Annotated in this window: 25 protein-coding genes; 20 read left to right on the forward strand and 5 right to left on the reverse strand. The window is 39.8% G+C overall.

The window, feature by feature from the left end:
• Nucleotides 1-205 precede the first annotated feature (205 nt).
• The gene (locus FA584_RS12570) at nt 206-919 is read right to left on the reverse strand and encodes a TorD/DmsD family molecular chaperone (RefSeq protein WP_167749677.1); all 714 of its coding nucleotides are present in this window, start codon (nt 917-919) and stop codon (nt 206-208) included.
• Nucleotides 916-2,598, reverse strand: a complete 1,683-nt coding sequence (locus FA584_RS12575; RefSeq protein ID WP_167749678.1) for a 4Fe-4S binding protein — start codon at nt 2,596-2,598, stop codon at nt 916-918. Before FA584_RS12575 ends, FA584_RS12570 begins: the two co-directional genes overlap by 4 nt.
• Nucleotides 2,599-2,802: 204 nt before the next feature.
• Here FA584_RS12575 and FA584_RS12580 point away from each other — a divergent pair, with 204 nt between their 5' ends.
• The 5 genes from FA584_RS12580 to selB are packed head-to-tail and all read left to right on the forward strand — an operon-like array spanning nt 2,803 to nt 9,426.
• Nucleotides 2,803-3,966: an ABC transporter substrate-binding protein gene (locus FA584_RS12580; RefSeq protein WP_167749679.1), complete on the forward strand. Its 1,164-nt coding sequence runs from the start codon at nt 2,803-2,805 to the stop codon at nt 3,964-3,966.
• A gap of 1 nt (nt 3,967) precedes the next feature.
• Nucleotides 3,968-5,599 (forward strand): sensor histidine kinase, encoded by a 1,632-nt coding sequence (locus FA584_RS12585; RefSeq protein ID WP_167749680.1) that lies wholly within the window; start codon nt 3,968-3,970, stop codon nt 5,597-5,599.
• A complete protein-coding gene (locus FA584_RS12590; RefSeq protein WP_167749681.1) occupies nt 5,580-6,254 on the forward strand; it encodes a response regulator in 675 nt (224 codons plus the stop codon). The genes FA584_RS12585 and FA584_RS12590 overlap by 20 nt, the downstream gene beginning before the upstream one ends.
• Nucleotides 6,251-7,591: an L-seryl-tRNA(Sec) selenium transferase gene (gene selA / locus FA584_RS12595; protein ID WP_167749682.1), complete on the forward strand. Its 1,341-nt coding sequence runs from the start codon at nt 6,251-6,253 to the stop codon at nt 7,589-7,591. Before FA584_RS12590 ends, selA begins: the two co-directional genes overlap by 4 nt.
• A complete protein-coding gene (gene selB / locus FA584_RS12600; protein ID WP_167749683.1) occupies nt 7,591-9,426 on the forward strand; it encodes a selenocysteine-specific translation elongation factor in 1,836 nt (611 codons plus the stop codon). Before selA ends, selB begins: the two co-directional genes overlap by 1 nt.
• Nucleotides 9,427-9,502: 76 nt before the next feature.
• On the opposite strand, the gene FA584_RS12605 is transcribed toward selB, so the two are convergent.
• Nucleotides 9,503-10,018: a hypothetical protein gene (locus tag FA584_RS12605; RefSeq protein ID WP_167749684.1), complete on the reverse strand. Its 516-nt coding sequence runs from the start codon at nt 10,016-10,018 to the stop codon at nt 9,503-9,505.
• Between the two features lie 177 nt (nt 10,019-10,195).
• Here FA584_RS12605 and FA584_RS12610 point away from each other — a divergent pair, with 177 nt between their 5' ends.
• The 5 genes from FA584_RS12610 to FA584_RS12630 all read left to right on the forward strand — a co-directional run bounded on the left by FA584_RS12610 (nt 10,196) and on the right by FA584_RS12630 (nt 13,362).
• Nucleotides 10,196-10,651, forward strand: a complete 456-nt coding sequence (locus FA584_RS12610) for a MarR family winged helix-turn-helix transcriptional regulator (RefSeq protein ID WP_096047499.1) — start codon at nt 10,196-10,198, stop codon at nt 10,649-10,651.
• Between the two features lie 61 nt (nt 10,652-10,712).
• Nucleotides 10,713-11,279 carry a YceI family protein gene (locus tag FA584_RS12615; protein WP_096047500.1) on the forward strand — a complete coding sequence of 189 codons (567 nt, stop codon included), beginning with the start codon at nt 10,713-10,715 and terminating at the stop codon, nt 11,277-11,279.
• A gap of 118 nt (nt 11,280-11,397) precedes the next feature.
• The gene (locus tag FA584_RS12620; RefSeq protein ID WP_167749685.1) at nt 11,398-12,105 is read left to right on the forward strand and encodes a pirin family protein; all 708 of its coding nucleotides are present in this window, start codon (nt 11,398-11,400) and stop codon (nt 12,103-12,105) included.
• Nucleotides 12,106-12,123: 18 nt separating this feature from the next.
• Nucleotides 12,124-12,336 (forward strand): CDGSH iron-sulfur domain-containing protein, encoded by a 213-nt coding sequence (locus tag FA584_RS12625; protein ID WP_096047502.1) that lies wholly within the window; start codon nt 12,124-12,126, stop codon nt 12,334-12,336.
• A gap of 111 nt (nt 12,337-12,447) precedes the next feature.
• Entirely contained in the window at nt 12,448-13,362 is a 915-nt protein-coding gene (locus tag FA584_RS12630) for a DUF234 domain-containing protein (protein WP_167749686.1), read from the forward strand.
• Between the two features lie 188 nt (nt 13,363-13,550).
• Here FA584_RS12630 and FA584_RS12635 read toward each other — a convergent pair whose 3' ends face one another.
• Both FA584_RS12635 and FA584_RS12640 read right to left on the reverse strand, forming a co-directional pair.
• Nucleotides 13,551-14,525 carry an HD domain-containing protein gene (locus FA584_RS12635; RefSeq protein ID WP_167749687.1) on the reverse strand — a complete coding sequence of 325 codons (975 nt, stop codon included), beginning with the start codon at nt 14,523-14,525 and terminating at the stop codon, nt 13,551-13,553.
• Nucleotides 14,526-14,553: 28 nt separating this feature from the next.
• Nucleotides 14,554-14,760: a hypothetical protein gene (locus tag FA584_RS12640; RefSeq protein ID WP_096047504.1), complete on the reverse strand. Its 207-nt coding sequence runs from the start codon at nt 14,758-14,760 to the stop codon at nt 14,554-14,556.
• A 94-nt stretch (nt 14,761-14,854) separates the two neighbouring features.
• Between FA584_RS12640 and FA584_RS12645 the strand changes: the two genes are divergently transcribed.
• From FA584_RS12645 to FA584_RS12690, 10 genes are all read left to right on the forward strand, one after another.
• Nucleotides 14,855-15,574 (forward strand): thioredoxin domain-containing protein, encoded by a 720-nt coding sequence (locus FA584_RS12645; RefSeq protein ID WP_096047505.1) that lies wholly within the window; start codon nt 14,855-14,857, stop codon nt 15,572-15,574.
• Nucleotides 15,575-15,632: 58 nt separating this feature from the next.
• On the forward strand, nt 15,633-16,772 hold the full coding sequence (locus tag FA584_RS12650) for a PAS domain-containing protein (protein WP_167749688.1): 1,140 nt from the start codon (nt 15,633-15,635) through the stop codon (nt 16,770-16,772).
• A gap of 107 nt (nt 16,773-16,879) precedes the next feature.
• A complete protein-coding gene (locus FA584_RS12655) occupies nt 16,880-17,560 on the forward strand; it encodes a response regulator transcription factor (protein WP_167749689.1) in 681 nt (226 codons plus the stop codon).
• The gene (locus tag FA584_RS12660; protein WP_096047508.1) at nt 17,557-18,789 is read left to right on the forward strand and encodes an ArsS family sensor histidine kinase; all 1,233 of its coding nucleotides are present in this window, start codon (nt 17,557-17,559) and stop codon (nt 18,787-18,789) included. Before FA584_RS12655 ends, FA584_RS12660 begins: the two co-directional genes overlap by 4 nt.
• A 21-nt stretch (nt 18,790-18,810) precedes the next feature.
• Nucleotides 18,811-19,431 carry a DJ-1/PfpI family protein gene (locus FA584_RS12665; RefSeq protein WP_167749690.1) on the forward strand — a complete coding sequence of 207 codons (621 nt, stop codon included), beginning with the start codon at nt 18,811-18,813 and terminating at the stop codon, nt 19,429-19,431.
• Between the two features lie 77 nt (nt 19,432-19,508).
• On the forward strand, nt 19,509-19,823 hold the full coding sequence (locus FA584_RS12670; protein ID WP_167749691.1) for an ApeI family dehydratase: 315 nt from the start codon (nt 19,509-19,511) through the stop codon (nt 19,821-19,823).
• The gene (locus FA584_RS12675; protein ID WP_167749692.1) at nt 19,810-20,517 is read left to right on the forward strand and encodes a glycosyltransferase family 2 protein; all 708 of its coding nucleotides are present in this window, start codon (nt 19,810-19,812) and stop codon (nt 20,515-20,517) included. The genes FA584_RS12670 and FA584_RS12675 overlap by 14 nt, the downstream gene beginning before the upstream one ends.
• Nucleotides 20,514-21,380 (forward strand): lysophospholipid acyltransferase family protein, encoded by an 867-nt coding sequence (locus FA584_RS12680; RefSeq protein ID WP_167749693.1) that lies wholly within the window; start codon nt 20,514-20,516, stop codon nt 21,378-21,380. The genes FA584_RS12675 and FA584_RS12680 overlap by 4 nt, the downstream gene beginning before the upstream one ends.
• Complete coding sequence (gene fabG, locus FA584_RS12685; RefSeq protein ID WP_167749694.1) at nt 21,377-22,066, forward strand: 3-oxoacyl-ACP reductase FabG; 690 nt, start codon at nt 21,377-21,379, stop codon at nt 22,064-22,066. The genes FA584_RS12680 and fabG overlap by 4 nt, the downstream gene beginning before the upstream one ends.
• Nucleotides 22,066-22,599, forward strand: a complete 534-nt coding sequence (locus FA584_RS12690; RefSeq protein ID WP_167749695.1) for a hypothetical protein — start codon at nt 22,066-22,068, stop codon at nt 22,597-22,599. Before fabG ends, FA584_RS12690 begins: the two co-directional genes overlap by 1 nt.
• Nucleotide 22,600 lies beyond the last annotated feature (1 nt).

Raw genomic sequence — 22,600 nt, forward strand, 5'->3', positions numbered from 1 at the left:
AGAATTTCTCTTTGGAGTACAAAGAGAGAGCTAAAAAAACCGTGATTTCCTTAGCTCAACCTCTTTACATGTAAAGATTTTAACTATGCAAAATAAGCATATTAATAGAACATAGAGCACCAAAGGTGCGTGGGCTTTCTGCTAAAGATTGCCCAGTGTTAACGTAGTCTTTAGAGCTTTGCTTTAAAGACGTATCAAGAGTTTTTTAAAGGACAAACTCTTCCATATTTTTCTTCGGTCTTGGCGTCAGTGGTTTATGGGGTTTCTTAAACTCTTTGGTAAACACTCTTGGCGCTTCACTCTCGCGTAATGGTTTTTTCACATCCAGATAAAGCCTCTCAAGCGCGACAAACGATTGCATAATGATTGCGACATCTTCGTAAAAATGGCTGTCCTCATGGATATGAAGGGCGGCGATAAACTCATCAATAAAGGGATTTAAAATCTTCTCAAAAACTTCACGTCCTAGTTGTGCGCTCTTCTCATTACCCAATAACTCATCTTCGATCATTTTTTGCATAAACAAAACAATAAAACCGATGTGATCTTCTAACTCTTTAAATTTTTCGTTATCGCGTCTATAATTGGAACTTAAAACATATTTCACCATTTCTTGACGCATTTTGCCATCGTCTCTGTTCTCTACAAAAAACGAAGCGGTGACAGGAATATACGCTGAATAGGGACTAAAAAAGACTTTGTCGCTTTCCTCTTTTAAAAGCGTATAGCCTCCAGTAATAAGCAAATTTTGCATATTGCTAAACGCCAAATGACTCTCTTCATCCAGTGGATTCTGCGCTAGTACATCAATCGTTTTTTGAATCATTCCAAGATCACTTGAATTGTCAAAAAACGTTAAAAGGGAGGCAAAGAGCCCATAATAAACGGCTCTTGCTTTATTGATCGCCTCTTTATTCATACGTTCATTCCTTTCATTTCGTTTTCCATGTGTGCTTTAAACATCACTTTGGGTTTGCATGCCGCACAGCAGTAGAGTGTTCGGAGTTTTACCTCATCATTGCCAAAAAGTGGTGTCATGACCGCTGCAATTTTTTCAACGGCTTTAACGGTCGCAAACGGCATTCCACACTCAAGACAGGTAAAAAGTTCGTCTTTTGCCATAATACGTTGGCTAAACCAACTTGGTTTCAAACTGATCTCATCGCGCACAACGGTTAAACACTCTTGCTCAGGACAGGTCACTTCACAATAGGTACAATTTGTACAAATCGAAGCATTAAAACGAAGGGAATTGTCTTCTGGATGAGCCGTTAAAGCGCGAACATTACAAGCACCCACACAACTAAGGCACAATGTACATTTACTCTCATCAATTTTGATGTCACCGTAATGAACATGCTCACCCGCTTTAACCACACCTAAATCTTCATCACCCACTAAGTGAGCAAGGCGTGCAGAGAAAATTTCACGTTTGCGAAGTCCATCCTCATTGATGCCATACATACACTCAGGAAAACTTTCCATCGTTTCAAAAATACGCGCTAAATCAGCTGTGTCTTCACACACATAGATCGCTTTTTTATGGTACTTTCGCTCAAAAATCTCATTGATCATGCGAATGACATCGCCCGTGCCTTTCGAGATAAAGTCCGTGTAAAAGATAATTGGATTGCCACTGGTTTGCAAAAGCGTCATTAAATGCGCTTCGTGCAAATACTTCTCACCTTCGATCATTAAAGGCAATACGCCCTCATACAGAGGAATATCAATCAAGCCTAAATCCATTTTATGAGGAATAATCAGTGCCGTTGCACCTTTAAAATACGCACATAAATGTGAAAAAGCAATGCGTGGCATTTGGGTATAATCAAGCGCGCCACTGGGGCATACGCTAATACATCCACCACATCCATGACAATCAATGTGCGAAAAGACTAAATGCTTCGTTTCATCTTCTTTCAAAATAGCGACGGTGGGACAAACCTCAGCACATTTGCCGCAAATCTCTTCGCGTCTTTCATGATACTGACAAATGGAAGGATCGTAATTAATATAATTTTTATAGTGGTACTCACCTTTGTTGTCACGAAGCTTTTTGAGCGCACCTTCTAAACCAAGAAGTGCTGGGTCATACACACCACTTTGTTTCATGGCAAAACTAGGAGCATTCCACCAAATGATCTGATCGCACTCTAATTCAAGAAGTTCATCCTCTTTTTTCAGCGTTACATGTAAATCCCCAATGTGTCCATTCACATCTAAAATCATCGAAGGGGAAAGAAGCATGACCGTAAAATCATCCTCTCTTAACTCCTCTTTCAATGCTTCATGGCTTGCATCTTCACTGACGATTAAAACCTTACCGCCGACCTCTTGTGAATAGTCCATATCTTGTGCAAAATCAAATCCAAGCGCACGCATCGCGTAAAGTTTTGTAACATTATTTATTTTTTGTGCAATGGTATCATTGGATTGTTTGAGGTAAAAATTGATCTCTGGCGCGTAAATAATCGCTTCTGCCTCAGGGTGATTGGAGACAAGATACTCGCCTTTAGAAGCCACTTTGACAAGCTCTATCTCTTCACTCAGTGGAAAATCTAAGCCGATGTTATCGTAAAAAATATATTCTTTTTGCATTTTGTTTCCCATATTGGTAAATCATTGTTTACCTAATTGTAAAATGAATTGGTTTAAACGGATCTTAACAAGAGAAAGTTTATCCGCTTGAATATCGTTATATATATATTTATATAACAAATTATAGGGGCTTCTTTCACTATAGGTTGCGTTAATCTTCTTCCGCTATAATAGCTATCATCAAATAATGAAGGTGACTTTATTTTGGTAAACAAAAACTTTCTGATAATGAGCTTTTTTGCTCTATTTCTTATCCTATTTTATTTTATGGTCGCTCCACAGTATCAAACCTATGAAAAAAATACGATTCTATTGGGCGCTTCACTTCCGCTAAGCGGTATCAATAGCCATTTAGGGAAAGATATTGTTGTGGGTGCAAATACGTATTTTAGCCATACCAACGCTAGAGGTGGTATTCAAGGTAAAAAGATAGAATTTATCCAATATGACGATAAATATGAGCCAGAAAATACGTTTAGTAACACGATCAAACTTATTACCAAAGACGAAGTTTTTGCTCTTTTTGGCTTTGTAGGCACACCAACGGTTAAACGAGTACTTCCCCTCATTATAGAAAGCAACATTCCTTTCATTGCGCCCTACACGGGTGCTTCGTTTTTACGTACCAAAGATACCGATAACATTGTTAATTTTAGAAGCTCGTATACCAATGAGCTTGATGCCTTAGTGGAGTATCTTACGAAGCAAAAAAACATTACGCGCTTTGCGATCTTCTATCAAAATGATGACTATGGAGAAGAGGGGTACATCGCACTCACAAACGCACTCTCCAAACGCAACTTATCACTTATCGCAGAAGGCACCTACAAACGTAATACCCTCTCCATTCGTCATGCCATCCATGAAATTGAAGCGGCAAAACCTGAAGCTATCATCTTAGTCGGTGCGTATAAACCAACGGCACGTTTTATTGAGAAAGTCAAAGAGTATGGTTCTTCCAAAATTATTTTTTGTCCCATTTCCTTTGTCAATGCAGATGCTTTAATGGGAGAACTACAGGGAAAAGGCGACAATATTCTCTTCTCGCAAACCGTTCCCTCTTATGATGATTTTTACTCCAAAGAAGCGGTAGAGTACCTCAGAAACCTCGCATTTTACTACCCTGAGGAGAAACCTTCTTTGGTCTCATACGAAGCGTACCTTTCCGCCAAAACAACCGTTGCAGCACTGCGATCGATTAACGGAACCATTACCCGTAGCAAATTTCTAGACAAACTCAAACATGTTTCACCTCGCACACTGGATAACATTCCTCTTTTGTACCACAATGCTCAACTTTTAAACCAAGTGTATCTTTCAAACTACGTCAATGGCAAATTTGAGATTATTCAAAAGTATGAGTATTAAGATGACTTTCTTTCAATTTATTAACCAAAAACTAGAAACGATCAAGTTTTCCAATAAAACAAAAATTCTCATCTTTATCATCTTAAGTGGCACGATGACGATTGGTTTTTTGATGTTCGTCTCTATTTTTGCGCTCAAATATGACTACGAGACACTGTTTCAAAAACACACCCAACCTCAAGTTGATTTGGAAGAGATTAAAGACAGTTACAGAGTCAATATCGCTGAAACACTCCATGACATACGCGAAAAGCAGATTAGTAATGATGATGCTATTGAAGTCATCTATCTGAGTCAACAGATCATCCACAAACAATGGAATAGCTACCAATTTGCCACCAATCGCCATATTGGTGGGCTTCCTTATTACGCGAGTAAATGGCTCAGCCTCTTTTTGGTGACTCCCGATATTCCTGAAAAAACACTCTTTCAACAAGGTATTGTGGAAAAGGTGAGTGTCAAAATGCAAAATATCGATAGCAAAATCAATATTATGCTTGAACTGTTAAAATACTCTAAAAATGAGCAAGCTAGTTTTTTAATCGACGATATTCTTTTAGAAACCAACTCTTTGAATATCTACCTCTCTAGCCTGATTACCACGCATCTTAAACAGTCCATTACCGAAAAACAGGTCAATGACAGTCTCTTTCAAACCAGTACGGTGATGCTCATTCTTCTCATCGGTATGATCTTCTTTTTTATTACCATGGTGCTTCTCATCATCATCAACCATTTTAAAAATCTGCACAATTACCTTGAAGAGAACGTCTTGATTAAAACCAAAGAACTCCGTGATCTCAATGATTCGCTCGAACTTCGCATCAGACGTGAAGTCGAAAATAGCCGTAAAAAAGACAATATTATGTTCCAACAAGCCAGACTTGCGAGTCTGGGCGAAATGCTGCAAAACATTGCCCATCAATGGAGGCAACCGCTGGGGTCTTTGATGATGATTATCCAAAGTTTTGAAAGCAAATTTTTTGCCAAGAAACTCGATGAAACCTTCATTGCTTCACGTGTTAAAGATGCACAACTGCTCTCTTCCACGATGTCAGATACCTTAGAAGATTTTCGTACCTTCTTTAATCCGAACAAAAGTAAAAAAGAGTTTAGCATCAACGCTGTCATTCAAAAAGCGATTGACCTCTCCAAATATCAACTAGAGCGTGAGGAAATCACCCTTGAATTGTTTATCAAAGATGATCTAGAAGTCTTTGGCTTTAAAAATGAACTGATCCATGTTTTGCTCAATCTTATTGGCAATTCTAAAGATATTTTAGCAACCAAAACCGATCAATCAGCCAAGATCATACATATCATTGCCAAGCAAAATTCTGAGCGTATTTACATCAATGTTATTGATAATGGTGGTGGAATAAAAAGTGATATAATACCCAAAGTTTTTGACCCCTATTTTACGACCAAACACAAGAGTGTAGGTACTGGAATTGGGCTTTATATGTCCAAACAGATGGTCGAAAAACATATGCACGGTAAGATTACATGTAAAAATATTCGCCATAAATTAGGAACAAAACTTTTTTGGGCGTGTACGATGTTTACGATAGAAATACCAAAAAATTACATCAATACAAATGAGGGTGATGACGATGAACAAGCGCAATTTTGAATTACTTGGGAGCTTCACGATTCTTTACATTGAAGACGAGGCTGATCTACTGAAGCACACGACAGCTGTTCTTGAAGATTTTGTGAAAAAAATCTACCCCGTTCAAACCATTGAAGAAGCTTTGAAAATTATACAAAGCGAAAAAATAGACGTCATCGTCGCCGATATTCACCTCAAATACAGTAATGGTCTTGACTTCTTGCGTACCCTCAAAGATGATCTTGAAATTGAACTTCCCTGCATTGTGACGACCGCTTTTACCGATACGGAATATCTACTTGATGCGATTAAACTCCATGTCGATAATTACATCATCAAACCCGTTAACATCAAAGAACTTTTAAATTCCTTACACGATGTGCTGCTTCCTAAAATTCAAGCCAAAGAGATTGAGCGCTCTTACAATATCATCAAAACCATTTCTGCCGTAACCGATAGTAAGCAAGTGGAGATCATTCGATTTATCATTAAAAATTTGGACTATGAGAACATACTCAACTATTCGTATAGCGAGATTATGGAACAAGTTAATGTGAGTAAACCTACGGTTATTAAACTCTTTAAACAACTGAGTGACCAAGGAATTCTAACGAAGATTCAAAACAAAAAATACCTTTTTGATGAGACCAAACTACCGCTTCCGGTGAATGCATGAATAGCCTAAGAGCCCTTCCTAAAGTAGACAAATGCGTTGCACACTCCCTTTTTGAAGGCTGTAATGCAACCTTAGTGATGAAAATTGCTAGAACAAAAATCGAAGAAATACGCCAAAAACTAATCCACAAAGAGATCGAAAGCTTTGATGAAGAAGCTTTGATGCACGAGATCAAAAAGGCATATGATGCCCTTTTTGAGCCTTCCTTGATACCCCTCATCAATGCCACAGGTGTTATTTTACACACCAATATGGGCAGAAGCCTCATCTCTAAAGCCTTGCTGGATCGCGCGAGCGAAGTCATCTGCAACTACTCTAATTTAGAGTATAACGTCGCATTAGGAAGTCGCGGAGAGCGCTACGAACATGTTAGCACGCATCTGAAAGAACTTTTGAATGTTGAAGATGTACTGGTCGTCAATAACAATGCCGCAGCCGTTTTTTTGATCTTAAATACTTTTGCCAAGAACAGAGAAGTGGTCGTTTCACGAGGTGAGCTTGTTGAAATCGGTGGCAGCTTTCGCATCCCTGAAGTGATGAAACAAAGTGGCGCTATTTTGAATGAAGTTGGAGCAACCAATAAAACCAAAATCATCGACTACGCCAACGCCATTAATCAAAACACGGCAATGCTGATGAAAGTGCATCAGTCCAACTTCTCTATCGAAGGTTTTAGCGAAGCGGTAGAGTATGAAACACTCAAACAACTGGCTTCAAACAATAATCTTTTGGACTACTACGATCTAGGAAGCGGCTATGTCCCCAAACTGCCCTACAACCTCGGTAACCGTGAGCACTCCTTAGAAGAAATTCTTGCATGTCATCCTTCCTTGATTAGCTTTAGCGGTGACAAACTCTTTGGAAGTGTACAAGCGGGCATTATCGCGGGACGCGCTGATTTGATCGCAAAATTGAAAAAGAACCAACTTCTTCGTATGCTTCGTGTCGATAAAATCACGCTGAGCTTACTTGAAGAGAGCATCAAAGCGTATCTGGCAGAAGAGTATGAGCAAATTCCTACCCTTTGGCTTCTGTTTCGAAGTGTCGAAGCATTGAAGCAAAGAGCGTTACATGTCAAAGAGAGTGTCGGCAAAAATACATGTGAAGTTATCGAGAGTGAAACGTACATGGGCGGAGGTACATTGCCCAACCGACGCTTCCCCACAATCGCTTTACATGTAAAGGGTAAAGCGACTGCGTTGGAGAGACAATTTCGTGAAAAGCATGTCATCGGGCGCATTGAAAATGATCAATTTTTGCTCGACTTTCGCACCATTCTTCCAAACATTGAAGAAAAACTCATTGAAATCATCAAAAGTATTGTAGGCAAGCAGTAATGGAATATAGCATCATTGGAACCGCAGGACACGTCGATCATGGTAAAACAGCCCTTATAACCGCGCTTACAGGCTTTGAGGGGGACAGTTTAGAAGAGGAAAAACGTCGAGGCATCACCATCAACCTCAGTTTTTCCAGTATGCAAGATGAGACCAAAAACGTCGCGTTTATCGACGTTCCAGGGCATGAAAAGCTGTTAAAAAATATGATTGCTGGAGCGTTTGGATTTGATGCAAGCTTGGTGGTGGTTGATGCCAATGAAGGTATTATGCCACAAACCAAAGAGCATTTAGAGATCTTAAATCTTTTACATGTAAAGAATATTATCGTAGCACTGACTAAAAAAGATCTTGCAACCCCAGAGATTCTTGAACAACAAAAATACGAAATCACCGAACATCTCAAAACATTGAAAAACCTTCATTTGGTAGAGATTATCCCCGTCAGTATTTATGAGCCTTCCTCCATTCAAACCCTTAAAAACGCGCTTTTTGCGCTACCCGTAACGCCTAAAAAAAGTAATGGACTTTTTCGTTACTACGTCGATCGCTCTTTCTCCATTGCAGGAGCGGGAACGGTTGTGACGGGAACAGTGCTTGATGGAACCATTAAAGTCGGTGAAAAGCTTTTTGCACCTGAACTGGAGAAAGAGTTCGTCATCCGTAACCTTCAAGTCCACGACCACGACGTTGAGAGTGCCTACTCCTCTCAGCGAACCGCAATTAATCTTCAAAATGCTCAAAAAACCTCTTTCGAAAAAGGGGCATTGCTGTGCAAAAAAGGGTTTATTCGTGGCTTTGACTGTGCCGATGTGTGGGTTGAAAGCATTGGAGGACATTCTCTCAAACACAATGCTAAAGTGATTTTGTATGTGGGTACGAAGCAAGTGGAAGCACGCATTTTGTTTTACGAACATGACGATAAAGCGGACAAAGGCTATGCTAAACTGCAATTTAACCATAAACTCTTTTTAGTCCACGATGAGCCGTTTATCCTCTGCTCCAGTGGTCGCACAATCGGTGGTGGACGCGTACTGAACCCAATCAATGACCCGATGAAGAAAAGGGTTAAATTAGAGCTTCTCAAAGCACTGGATACTAAAGATTTTAAAACGACATTTACCATTTTAGTGGAAATGCACAAGCACGGTTTTGGACTCATCTCGTCTAATCAACGCTTTGGACTGAACCACGAAGAAGCCAAAGAGATTGCCAACGAAATGAGTGATGTTTTTGTCGATGAAAAGGGCTTAGTCCTCTACCCTATAACGATGCAAGAAGAGTTGGGACGCATCGTTCAAGCCATTTACGCTAAAAATGCATATGCCCTCCTCTCAGCGAACTCTCTCTCTTTAAAACTCAAATGGGCGAGTGTTGCTTTAGTGGAGAGTGTGTTACAAAATCTTTGTGATGAAGGTATCCTTGATTTTGTGAATGGTGTCTATAAAAATGCGCAAATCGATATCGACAATATCGAAACCCTTATCGAAGATAAACTCTATGACACCTTGCTCAAAGCTGAATTTACACCCGAAGCACCCTATAACATTTACGATGAACTCGACATCGACCGTAAAATGGGTGATGATGCACTCAAAAGCCTCACCCGTGCTAAAAAGGTCGTACGCTTAGAGCATAACCTCTTTGTCACCACCATTGCATTAAGTGCCATGATGGCGCATCTAAGAGACATTATGCGCAAAGAAAACGGCATCGACATCAAAGCCTTTAAAGAGCACTTCGATATCAGCCGCAAATACTTAGTTGCCTACCTTGATTATCTCGATAATTTTGAAGATGTAAGAAAAGAGGGAAACAGAAGAGTTTTAGGGTAAAAATGGTTGGAAATTCACTATTTTTACCCAAATAGTGTCATTGAGAAGCTTTACATGTAAAGCTTCCTTTCATTTGCTATTCTCCCGCTTTAATGCATTTTTCGCATTTTTCCCGCTCCCACTTGTGCTTCATCCCTTTGATGTAGACAATTAAGATAAAAAAGAGTGCAGAAGTAACGCCCAGCACGAGTAAAAGCAGTGTTTCAGAAGGGTCTGTTTCTAGTAAGATGAGCTTTCGCACCAACACGACAAACGAAATCTCAAGAAAGGTCACGGCATAGTCAAACCCATCTTGTATAAAGAGCGTTTTGACAATCGCCAAAACAATCAAGATAAACAAACCATCGGTCAAAATGATCTTGATAGAGCTAAAATCAAGTGCCCCTTGTGAAATGGTAAAGGAAATCATCTTATAGCCAAGACTGATAAGACACTGCCCCAAATAGACAATCATCATAACAATAAAGACATAACGCGCGATATTGAGAACATTGAGCAGTAATTTTTCTACTTTACCCTCTAAAAATTCATTGAATGCGAACACTTTACTTGAGATATTTTCATTGCATTTTTCGTTATTTTTTTCTTCCATCGTTTCTCCTAGTGCATTTTACTTGGTAAAATGCGGCGCAATTATATAATAATTTCTGTGAATTCAGTTCTCATTTCCAGTCAAAATGACATTTTTGTTCTTTTTGAAGAAAAAATTCATTTTACTCTTGACATTATTACTAATTAGTAATATAATTTCGGCAAAGGAAGGAAAAAGATGAAACTGAGATCAAATGTGAAAAGCTATGGTGAACGCACCGATAGAAGTATGCAAACCTGGATTCAAATCCTACGTGCATTTCAGAAAATCCGTGCCAAAGAGTTGAAGTACATCAACGCATCAGGCTTAAGCATGAATCAATTTGAAGTCTTAGAAGTCCTTTACCACCGTGGCGATTTGAATATAGGTGCTATCACCAAATTGATCGAAAGCACGCCTGGCAATGTCACCGTGGTTGTGAAAAATCTCATACGAGATGGTTTAATCGAAGCACTGCCCTCACCTGAAGATAGCCGTGTACGCATTGTCAGCATTACCGAGAAGGGAAAAGAACTCATCGGGAGCATGTTTCCTCAGCATGCAAGCAATCTGCAAAGCTATTTTGACGTGTTGAGCGATGAAGAGTTGATCGCATTGTACGATCTGTTACGTAAATTGCAAAAAGCGCAATAGGCTTCGTGTAAGCACGCATTTTTTTGCTCAAATACTACTAATTAGTAAAAAAGGAACTATTATGAAAATTAAAACATTACTCGCATCTTCTTTGTTGGCAGGAACTGCCCTATTTGCCGGAAACTATAACGTTGATCCTATGCATTCCAGTGCAGATTTTAGTGTTAAACACGCCATGATTTCAACCGTCAAAGGAAATTTTTCAACATTTAACGGAAGTTTTGTATACGATGAAGCAACCAAAACGCTTAAATCTCTCAATGGAACGATTCAAGCCGCAACTATCGATACAGGCATTAAAGACAGAGACGATCATTTACGTTCTGCTGATCTTTTTGATGTTGCAAAGTATCCAACCATTACGTTTGTACTTGACGAAGTTAAAGGTGACAAAGCGTATGGAAAATTGACTATGAAAGGGGTTACAAAACCCGTTGTGTTAGCTTTTGAAAACGGTGGCGCTGCAACGGATTTATACGGTAACAAACGTGTAGGACTGGGTCTTACTGGTAAAATCAACCGAAGCGATTTTGGTATCTCATGGAACAAAGCCCTTGAAACAGGCGGTGTGATCGTGGGTGAAGAGGTGAAAATTGATGTTGCCTTAGAGGGAATTTTACAAAAATAGTTTTCCTTATTATTCAATGTGTGGGCTCTCTGCCGAAGAGAACCCAGTGTTAGCGTAGTTTTTAAAGCTCAACTTTAAAAACGTGTCAAAATAGTTTACATGTAAAGAGGAGTCAACCATGTCATTGTCCATTCATAAAGCCAACCAAAGAGGCGTTGCAGAGCATGGTTGGCTTCACAGCCGTTTTAGTTTTTCCTTTGCCGAGTACTACAATCCTTCCCGTATGGGATTTGGCGCGCTTCGCGTTATCAATGACGACATCATCGAAAAAGGCGAAGGATTTGGGATGCACCCGCATCGCGACATGGAGATCATCTCCATCGTGACACAAGGGGTTTTGATTCACAAAGACTCTTTTGGTAATCATGGTGAAATTCATGCCGGTGAAATTCAGTATATGAGCGCAGGCGAAGGGGTATATCACTCCGAATTTGCCTCAAAAGATGAGACAACGGCTCTGTTTCAAATTTGGATACACCCCAATCAAAAAGGCGGAATTCCACTCTACAATCAACGCGATTTTAGAGATGTCACTAAAAAAAATCAATGGGTTACACTGGTTTCTCCTGATGGTAGAGAGAGTTCTATTGCGATCAAACAAGAGGCGTTTATCGCCACTACCGAGTTAGAAGAAGGTAAAACTATTTCCTTAGCACCTTCTACTCCAAATCGTGGTAAACTCGTACTTGTTGTCGAAGGAAGCATTGAAATCGATGGTGTCGTACTTGAGAAAAGAGATGAAGTACAAATGACCGAAAGTAAAGCTTATGAGATAAAAGCGTTGAAACCCGCGTGGGTTTTAGTTTTTGATGTGCCGATGCACTAAATTACGTAAGGAATAAAAATGTCACCTGTTAAAATGTCACTCGAAGCCAACAAAGAGTATCACTTCTGCACCTGTGGTAAAAGTGCAACAAAAGTTTTATGTGATGGTAGCCATAAAGGCTCAGGTTTTACACCCAAAGCGTTCACGGTTACGGAAGCAAAAGAGTACTATCTTTGCGCCTGTAAAAAAAGTGCCAATGCTCCTTTTTGTGATGGAAGTCACGCTAAATAACCAAACGCTCTTGAAGTCGCAAAGAGATCTTTGCGACTCTTCTTTTTCTGCTCCTTTGAAAATCCTTTTATTCGTGTATAATTGTTAAAAACAATACAAAGGTCTCGTTTCATGCCAAAACATCCAACTCTTTTACACCAATTTCGCTCTTTTTGTCTCCAAAATCATGCCGATGATATGGAAAAAGCCATTGAGTATTTTTCTGTATTTGGAGGGACAAGCTGGAAAGTGGATATGCACAAGCCTCTTTTAGAGCTTATGGAGACTAAGATTTTCAAAAATTATCCCTACATTCACAGTGACATTGCCAAAATAACCTTCAGCAACAAGCTCAGTCATACGCTTTTAAGCGCTATGGCAACGGGAGATCGTCGGGTGCATTCAACCTTTAAGAGAGCACACATTAGCCGAGAAGAAGGCGAATCTGCACTCGATACCCTTTTAGACAGTGCGCTGATTCGTTTTGAGTATTCACTGGAGCGTCCTGTCAATATCGACGACGATAACTCCGATAAACTCAGTTTCATGACCCCTTTTATGCGCTTTTGGTTTGCCTTTGTCTCACCGTTTTATAAGACAATCAAAGAGGGTGATTACAGTGAAGTTGAAAAATCATTTGCTTCTCGCGAACAAGAATTTTATGAACTTATCTTTAAAAAACTCTCATTTGAGCTTTTGCGAAAACTAATGCCTGATGACCCGATTGTGGAAGTGGGAAGCTATTGGGATAAAAACGCTGAAATTGATATTTTGGCTAAGACAGTCTCAGGAAAGCTCATCGCAGGAAGTACCAAATACAAAAATACCAAGGTGAAAAAAACCGAACTTACCAAACTTAAAGAGCAATGTGCCAAAGCAGACTTTGAGCCTGATCTGTTTGTGATTCTTTCCAAAAGTGGATTTACTTCTGAACTTAAAGCGCTTAAAGGTGACGATCTAAAACTCTTCACGATTAAAAGCATGAAAGCGTTGGTGGAAGATGTGAGTGAAAAAGAGTTAATTCCGTGTGAGGGGAAAAAATATTAACACGTATCAAAAAGGGATTTGACTCCCTTTTTGATACGATTGCCCTTGATAAATTATCGCGCTAGAACAACACAGGTTGCGACAAAGGCGACGACCTCAGGGGTGTATTTGATATAGTTTATCCATACACGCATGACTCATCCTTTTGTTGTGATATTTACAACCTAAGCATACTTCGTTCCAAAGCGTTACATGTAAAGTGGATATGCCTCAATTTTTTCATGCAGTTTATGGGCTAAATAGTAATGCGCATAGCCAAGTTCGCTCAAAATCAACTTCGCTTCTTCAAGGTATTTTTGTTTTTTTGCTTTATCCCAGTGTTTGGGAGGCACACCCAAATTGGTAATGCGATCGGCAAGTTTGACCAGTGCTACGCAGTTTTGACGCTTTTTCAGTCGCTCAAGACTGTCTCGCATCTGCGCCTCTTTAGAAGGCAGGGTTTTATCTTTGGTAAGCGCTTGTACCCCTTTGGCGATCACTTCACTATTGCCTGCTAAAAAACTCTCTTTGGTAATTTGAGTGGTTGTATCTTCATTGACATCATGCAAAAGCGCGCACGCAATGGCAACATTGTTTTCATCGAAACTCAGTGGTTCCATATAAAGAGCGTTAATCACTTCACTAGCAACACTTAAAAGGTGCATCGAGTAAGGCAAGCCGTGTGGGGTTTTTTGCTCACCGTGCGCGAGAAGAGCAAACGCGAGATTTTCTTTAAAAAAATCCACACTAAAAAGCTCTTTAGGCAAAGACTCTTCACTGCGTTTGACCTGTGGTAATGAGGGTTTTTTATCTTTTTCGATTTTGGCATAGTGTGCCTCTTCCTCATCCTCGCTGAAGAAAAACAGATAACTGCCTTTTTCACAGACAAACTCCAACTCTTCAAAACGCTCATGCTCACCAACAGTGGCATAAAGGTTTACATGTAAAATCTTTGTGAACATTTCACTCGGAGAATAAGGCATTTTTGCAGGGGGAAGTGGAATGCTGTCGAACTTAAAAAACTCAAAATAGCCCAAAGAACCACCTGCAACATGAAAATTAATGGTGAGGCTTTTAGGTTTCCCCTCTTTGAGATAAACAATTTCGATGAGCGCATGCAGCGTATAAAGACCGATGACTTCACACCCTTCAATGTCGTTTAAATAAGCCCATTTTTTATCCATAAGTGACCTTTACATGTAAAGAGTGTAACTACTTTTTACAGAGTTCATCAAACCATGCGTCATTTTCAGAGGAACGGTTCATTTTGGAGCGTAAAAGCGTTTCGCGTACTGAGACCAAATCGTCTAATTCTAAGAACTCTAACATTGAAAAGGAAGAAATTGGAGCATTTGGATCAGATTCTATCAATTTTTCGATTTCTTCTATAAGTGCCATTTTGTCGGCATTCTCTGGCATACATTGACCTTTCGTTAACAAACTATGACTCTTTTTATTGTATAATACCTTACATTTCATGCAGATTAGTTTCTGTAACTTATAAGGAAAATGAATGAAAAAACACATTTTATGGTTAGTTGCGCTTCTTTCTAGCACACTTTTTGCCGCAACAGACGCACAGATTGTTGAACACTTTAAATCAACGATTCAAGTACCCAATATTACCATTGAAGTTGTCTCTCGCAAAAGCGTTGATGGCATTGATGGCATGGATTTCGTGACTCTCAATCTTACCGATGGAACACGTTCACAAAAACTCAGCATCTTTACCAAAGATGATTTGATTTTCCCTGATGTTATCAGCATCAAACAAGGCGGAAGCATCAAAGAGATGATGGAGATGGCAGAGCTTCAGAAAAAGCTTTCAGCAATCTACAAAAAAGAGGAAAAGAAAAATATAATCTCTTTAGGTAATGATCCTAAAAAAGATACCTTGGTCGTTTTTACCGATCCTGAGTGCCCTTACTGCAGACAAGAGCTTGCTCAAATCGAACAAAGACTTACAACTAATAACCTTAAGTTGATTTTCACACCGGTTCATGAGCGAAGCTCTCTTGAAAAAGCAGCTGTTATCTACACGGAAACTGCCAAAGTCAAAACCGATGCAGAAAAAATCAAAATCTTGAAAAAATACTACGATGAAAACATCAAATTTGATCAAAAAGTTAGCGATGCTGAAGTCGCTCACATTGATGAACTTAAAAACAAATACTTTGGTGCTGGTATCAAAGGCGTTCCATTCATCGTTAAAGAGAAAGAGCTTTTAAAATAGTCTTCGCCTTTCTATCCCGCTTCTAAAGGCGGGATAACTCTAGTTCAAAGAGGTTTGTATGACAGAGATTGCCCTTTTTGCGTGCATTGGTGTGTTACTGGCTTCTACTACAACTCTGTTTATACTTCTTCAAAATCAAAAAAAACAAACAACACCTCAGAATGTTGCCTCTTTCGATGATATTTTTCAATCCATTCCCCTTCCCTTTCTCTACAAAAAAGAGAATAGACTTTATTACAATAAAGCGTTTGAAAAAGCGTTTGGATCTTTTTTGAAAGCAACCATAGATCGTATTAGTACACTTCCCAAAAGTGGTGAACACCCTCTTCTACTCACCTTTGACAACAATATACCTAAGCAAACAACCGTTCATATGTCAACCCTCTTTGATGCTCAAAATAGTATTATAGGCTTTGCATCACTGATAGTTGACATCTCTGCACTGCATAAAAGCAAAGAGCTTCTTTTAACGCAAAAAGAGAGATTGGAACTTGCGCTTGAAGGAAGTGATGAAGCTTTTTGGGATTGGGATATGAAAAGTGACGATGTCTTTTACTCTCCAAAATGGAAACAGCTCATGGGCTATCATGAGACTGAAACCCCTTCAACACTCTCCTCATGGCTAAATTTAGTCCATTCTAAAGATATGGCTCTGGTCAACGAACGTCTTAAAGCGCACTTGGATGGTCATAGCGAATACTTCATGGTTGATCATCGCATTCGTCAAAGTGAGCCTCTTCGTTGGGTGAAAGTTCGTGGTCGCGTTATTCGTGGGAAAAATGATCGCAATATCCGTATGGTTGGTATTATTCGTGATATAAGCCAACAAAAAGCCAGTGCCGCTCAAGAAACTATAGAACATGAACGGTTTATCGCTTTTGTGGAGCATATTCCCGCTCCCGCTTTTATCAAAAATGCGCAAGGGAAGTATCTTTATATGAACCAAGCGTATCAAAAATTTATCGGCTTCAAAACATGGAAAAACAGAAATGCCGCCGATATTTTTGACTCTCATACGGCAGAAGAAATTGCCGAAACAGACCGTCTTTCTCTTTATGAAGGAATCGTGACACACGATATTAGCTTACCGACTGCAGAGGGAGCTAAGAGTTATTTTCATCTTTATAAATTTGGTATTGAAAGCGAAAATGAAAAATTACTCTGTGGCTTTGGTATTAACAAACCGTTCAAAGAGTAAGTGTATTATTTGACAAGATTTTGGGCAGAGGTCTTCTCCAGCCAACCGTCTTGGCATAGCAAAGACTTTTGATACATGCCCCTATAAAATCACGATAGGACAAAACCATGCAACCCAACCTTTTAATGATTGAAGATGATGTCGAACTTGCAGAAATTTTATGCAATTTTTTAAAACGCTACAACATCATCGTCACCAACTATGAAGACCCCTATCTAGGCATTAGTGCCTTAAGCCTCACCAAATATGACCTGCTGATTTTAGACCTTTCTCTGCCAGGGATGGATGGATTAGAAATTTGTAAAGAGGTGCGTTCTAAAAGCGATATTCCTATCATCATCTCCTCTGCTCGTAGCGATTTGGAAGATAAAATCATAGGTTTAGAGCTGGGAGCAGATGATTATTTGCCCAAACCTTATGAGCCCAAAGAGCTTTATGCACGCATTATGAGTGTACTCAGACGCTATAAAAAAAGTCACTCTACCACCGAAGACGTCTCATCATCTGCCCTTTTACTGAAAGAAGAGAGTCATACTATTTTATTTAACAACACCCCGCTTACCCTCACCCCTGCAGAGTACGATGTCTTAGGTCACCTCATCAAAAAAAATAACTGTGTTGTTTCTCGAACGGAACTCCTCAATAGCACACTTAGCCTGAACGAAGATAACGAAAGTAGAAGCCTTGATGTCCTTATTAGTCGCATCCGAACCAAATTAGGAGAAAGTTCTAAAGAACCTCATTTTATTCACTCGGTACGTGGCATCGGTTATAGGCTTCAAGCATGAGATGGTATCATTCGATTATTACGCGTATTACGCTTATCTTTGCGCTCGCGCTTATCGGCATTGGCGCTATCTTTTTTTCACTTACCATGCATGAGCGAGAGACCAATCTAAGACGCATGCACGATTATTCGCATCTTGCTGTGCGTTCCGCCATTGATCCTTCCACCAAACAACTTGATTTTAGTAAACTTGATGAAATGGGCTTTATTCTCGTAGAAGATAAAAAACTTCGGGAGAAGCTTCTTTCCTTGCCTAAACCGCCTCGTCCTTTTCCTATAATCAGACAAATGGAAGAGAAGATGCGACTGGGACTCGATGTCATTCCCTATGGCATTCATATCTATGCTATTTTACAAAAAAGGAACGATGAGCCTGTGATCTTAGAAGTGCCTTTTGAAAAAGAGGTTTTTCCTCAAATTCTTTTTCCGTTCCTCACCTTTGCCTTTGTGATTTTCCTTTACATTGGCATTATTCGAAGTATTCTTCCTCTTAAAACGCTCAGGGAGAAGATCAAACACTTCGCCAATGGTGATTATGACATTACATGTAATAGTACGAAAAAAGATGAAATAGCTATGCTTGCCAACGAATTTGAAAGTGCCGTCATTAAAATAAAAGCGCTGCGTGATTCGCGGCAACTCTTTTTGCGTAACATTATGCACGAGCTGAAAACACCGATTACCAAGGGAAAACTTGCCGCTGAGATGATCGAAGATGCGACCTACACCAAGATATTGCAAAATGTTTTCAAACGCCAAGAAGCTCTGTTAGAAGAGTTCTCGCGCATTGAAAAGTTAAGCTCAGATGAACTTAAACTGGAGATCAAACACTATCACATCGAAGATGTGGTAGACTTTGCGCTTGATATTTTAGATGATAAGCAAGAAAACATTACATGTAAACTCACCCCCGTGGAACTCAATGTTGATTTTGAGCTTTTTGGTGTAGCACTGAAAAATCTTTTAGACAACGGTGTTAACTACGCCACAGACCACCATGTCTTCTTGTGCAATGATGCTAAAAGTATCACCATTTCCAACAAAGGTCCTGACTTGGAGTTCTCACTAGAGCGTTACGCAGAGCCTTATTTTTTAGAAGGCAAAAAACAAAAAAGCTCCCGTGGACTTGGTTTTGGTCTGTTTATTACCTGGCACGTCATTCGGTTACATGGCATGAAACTTGCCTATAAACATGAAGGCGATACCAACTATTTTTATATTTACATGTAACGTTAAGAAGGAGAGAAATTTATGGCATATTCAGTGGGTATTTTTATCTTTGACAATGTTGAAGTCCTTGATTTTGCAGGTCCTTATGAAGTTTTTACCACCGCATCACGTGTCTTTAACAAAACGGCTTCTTCTCCAGAGAACCTTGCCTTTGAAGTCTTTACGGTTGGTAAAACCAAACAATCCATTTATGCAAGAGCTGGGCTCAAACTGCATCCTGATTATTCCATTACTTCACATCCAACACCCGATCTTTTACTGATTCCCGGTGGCGTGGTCACTAAAGAGCTTGAAGACAACGATATCGTTTCATGGATCAGAAGTACCTCGTCCCATACCACGATCACCGCTTCTATCTGTACGGGTGCATTTTTACTCGCAAAAGCTGGACTCCTAGAAGGCAAATCCTCAATAACCCATTGGGAAGACATTGACGATCTTCGTGCCATGTTTCCCACTTTACATGTAAAAGAAAACAGGCGCTGGGTCGATGAAGGAAACATTGTCACATCCGCAGGCATTTCAGCAGGCATTGATATGAGCTTGCATCTTGTGGAACGCCTGATGGGAAGAGAACTTGCTCTTCAGACCGCCAAACAAATGGAATTTGACTGGACGCAAAATGTGCCACTGCTCTCATAAATACACTCTTTTAAGCTCATATTTTAACTAGATTTATATAATACGCTTGTTTGTTTTAGAATCGCTGCAAGGAGTGTATGATACTCAACCATTTGTATACGCTTACATGTAAAGAAGGGACACGCTTTTGTGTGAGACTCAGCGATGCGTCACACCCCATTTTTCAAGCGCATTTTCCTACAAATCCTATTCTTCCCGGGTTTATCTTGCTTGATTTAAGTGCAGAAATTTTAGGAATTGAAATTGTAAAAATTCAAAAAGCAAAATTTTTAAAAAATATTACGCCTCTTAGTGTGCTTTGGTTCGACACGCAAACGCATGAAAAAACACTCAAAATTCGTGTCACACAAAATGAACAAAAAGTAGCAGAACTCACGTATGAAAAAAGATGATATCGTTGTTGTGATTCCTACGTACAATAATCCTCTTACCATTGAGAAAGTGGCACAAGACGTTTTAACACACGGGTATGCTTTGATTATTGTGGATGATGGCTCTGAGATCAACGTAGCTGACATCATTCCAAAACCGCATGAAAAACTCACGATTATCAGGCATCTCGCCAACCAAGGTAAAGGCGCTGCCATCATGACAGGTGCTCACGAAGCTCAAAAACGCGGGTTTGACTTCTTTATCAGCCTAGATGGCGATGGACAACATCTGGCTTCTCAAATTGAAAAGATATGCGACGCCTGTGATGGTAAAGATCAAATTATCATCGGAGCACGTAACTTTGAGATCAACGATGTTCCCAATGGCTCCAAATTTGGCAGATGGTTTAGCAACTTTTGGGCCTGTTGGGACACCGAGCAGAGTATTACCGACTCACTTTCTGGATTTAGACTCTACCCCACTTCCATCCTAGACCTCATCATCCAAACCAAACGGTTTGACTGGGAAATGGAAGTGCTTGTCAAACACGCATGGAAAGGTCGCCTCATCAAAGAGGTGAGCATTGAATGCTATTACCCTACCCCAGAAGAGAGGGTGAGTCACTTTAAAAAATTTTGGGATACCGCGGCGATTGTCATGGTACATGTCAAACTTTTGCCGTGGAAATTTTTTCTCAAGAAAAAGTACCAATGAACACGAAACAGCGAGGAAGCGGCTGGAGTATCAAACTCGTTTTTACCTTTTACAGACTCTTTGGCTACACGTTTATCTATTACCTGATGTATCCTGTAACCTTTTTCTATTTTTTAGTTGCGGGCAATGTCAAAGAGGCACTCAAAGATTACTATGCGCATATCAACCAGCCATTTAACAACGGAGTCTATTTTGAACACTTACGTCACTTTGCAATCACCATGTGTGACCGTTTTGTCTCCAAAGTGAGCCCTCAAGATTACACTTTTGAAATAGCCAACAAAGAAGCCTTGATGAACCATCTTCATCAAGGTGGCATCTTGCTTTTATCGCATTTTGGCGGATGGGCGAGTGCTGGTAACTGTTTTTCAGATCTTAAAATCAACATTGTCATGCAAGAATCACTCATCGCACCCATCAAGTGTATTGAAGACAACCTCGAAACCAAAAATCCACATCTCAACATCATCAACCTCTCCAAAGGGGGAGTGTATGTCACCATGAAAATTGCAACAGCCCTTCTCAATAACGAAATTGTAGCGATGATGGCAGATCGTGCAACGGAAGCCAAAAACAGAGAGTGTGTCACTTTTTTTGGCAAAAACGCAGCATTCAATAAAAACCCTTTTAGCATCGCTTATAAAACCGAAAAACCGCTCATGGGTATTGCCTTTAGTTATCAAAAGCCCCAACATTACCGTATCGAATTTATTGAAATCACCATGAACAAAAACAACCATGCAGAAGAAGAGATCCACAAAGCCATGCAAACTTATGCCGATTTTTTTGCATCGCATGTTCGTGCGTACCCTAATCAATGGTTCAATCTATACCCTTTTTGGAAAGAGGAAGTACCTTTATGAAAAAAGTCTTAGTCACCGGAGCAACAGGTAGTCTTGGCGAGGCCATTGTGCGCTATTTTGCCAAAGAGGGTTACTTTGTGTATATCCACTACAAAAGCCACAAAGAGAAGGCTCTTGCACTGCTTGATGAGATCAAACATGGGGAGATTCTCCAATTTGACATTACTCAAAAAGAGGAAGTGAAACTCGCCTTAGAATCTTTACATGTAAACGTGTTGGTGAACAATGCGGGCATCACCAAAGATAAGCTTTTTTTCTTTATGGAAGACGAAGCGTGGAGTGATGTCATGGATGTTAACCTTAACAGCCTTTTTTATGTCACCAAACAAATTCTGCCGAATATGATCAAAGAAAAAGCAGGCTCCATCGTCAATGTCTCCTCCATTTCTGGTCTCGTAGGAAATGTGGGGCAAGTGAACTATTCAGCTGCAAAAGGTGGCATCATCGCTTTTACTAAGGCGCTTTGTGCGGAAGTAGCACGCTATAATATCAGAGTCAATGCCGTAGCGCCGGGTGTGATTGAATCTGAGATGGTTCACGCTGTGGATAAAAACATCACCGATCTGATTCCCTGTGAACGTCTCGGTCGTCCCGAAGAAGTCGCTGAAGTCGTCTTTTTTTTAGGCGATAAAGCAACCTATGTGAATGGTGAAGTGATCAATATTAGTGGAGGAATGGTAAGGTAATGCATATACTTTTTTCGTTTTTATACGCACCCATCGTTGTGGTGCTCCTTGGTTATTTTGATATTAAAACTGTCGCTATAGGACTCTTTGGCTTTGGTGTTCTTTGGCTTTTGAGTCAAAAAAAACGCGAGATCAAAACCACAATTTTTCCTCTTTTTTACATGGCGGTAGCACTAGGAGCCTATTTTTTAGATGACTTTTTGGTGCTCAAATTTCTACCCCTTTTGATTTCTTTGGCATTTATCTTTTTCTTGATTGCAAGCTATTTTGATAACGACTCCATCATTTTACACTTTGCGCGCAAAATCCATAAACGTTCTCTTAGCGTCGCAGAAGAAGCATACGTCAACCGTTCAACGATTTTTTGGATAGCCCTTGCAAGTGTCAATATCCTTTTACATGTCAGCATACTGCTTCTTAAAAATGACCACTATTGGATTATTTACTCTTCCTTTGGCTGGTATTTGGTTTTTATCCTAGGCGGCATTGTGCAGTTCTTGCACCGCCATTTTATCTTTCTAAAACGGTTGTGAT

Origin of the sequence: Sulfurospirillum diekertiae (assembly GCF_011769985.2) — a bacterium.
GTDB classification, from domain to species: domain Bacteria; phylum Campylobacterota; class Campylobacteria; order Campylobacterales; family Sulfurospirillaceae; genus Sulfurospirillum; species Sulfurospirillum diekertiae.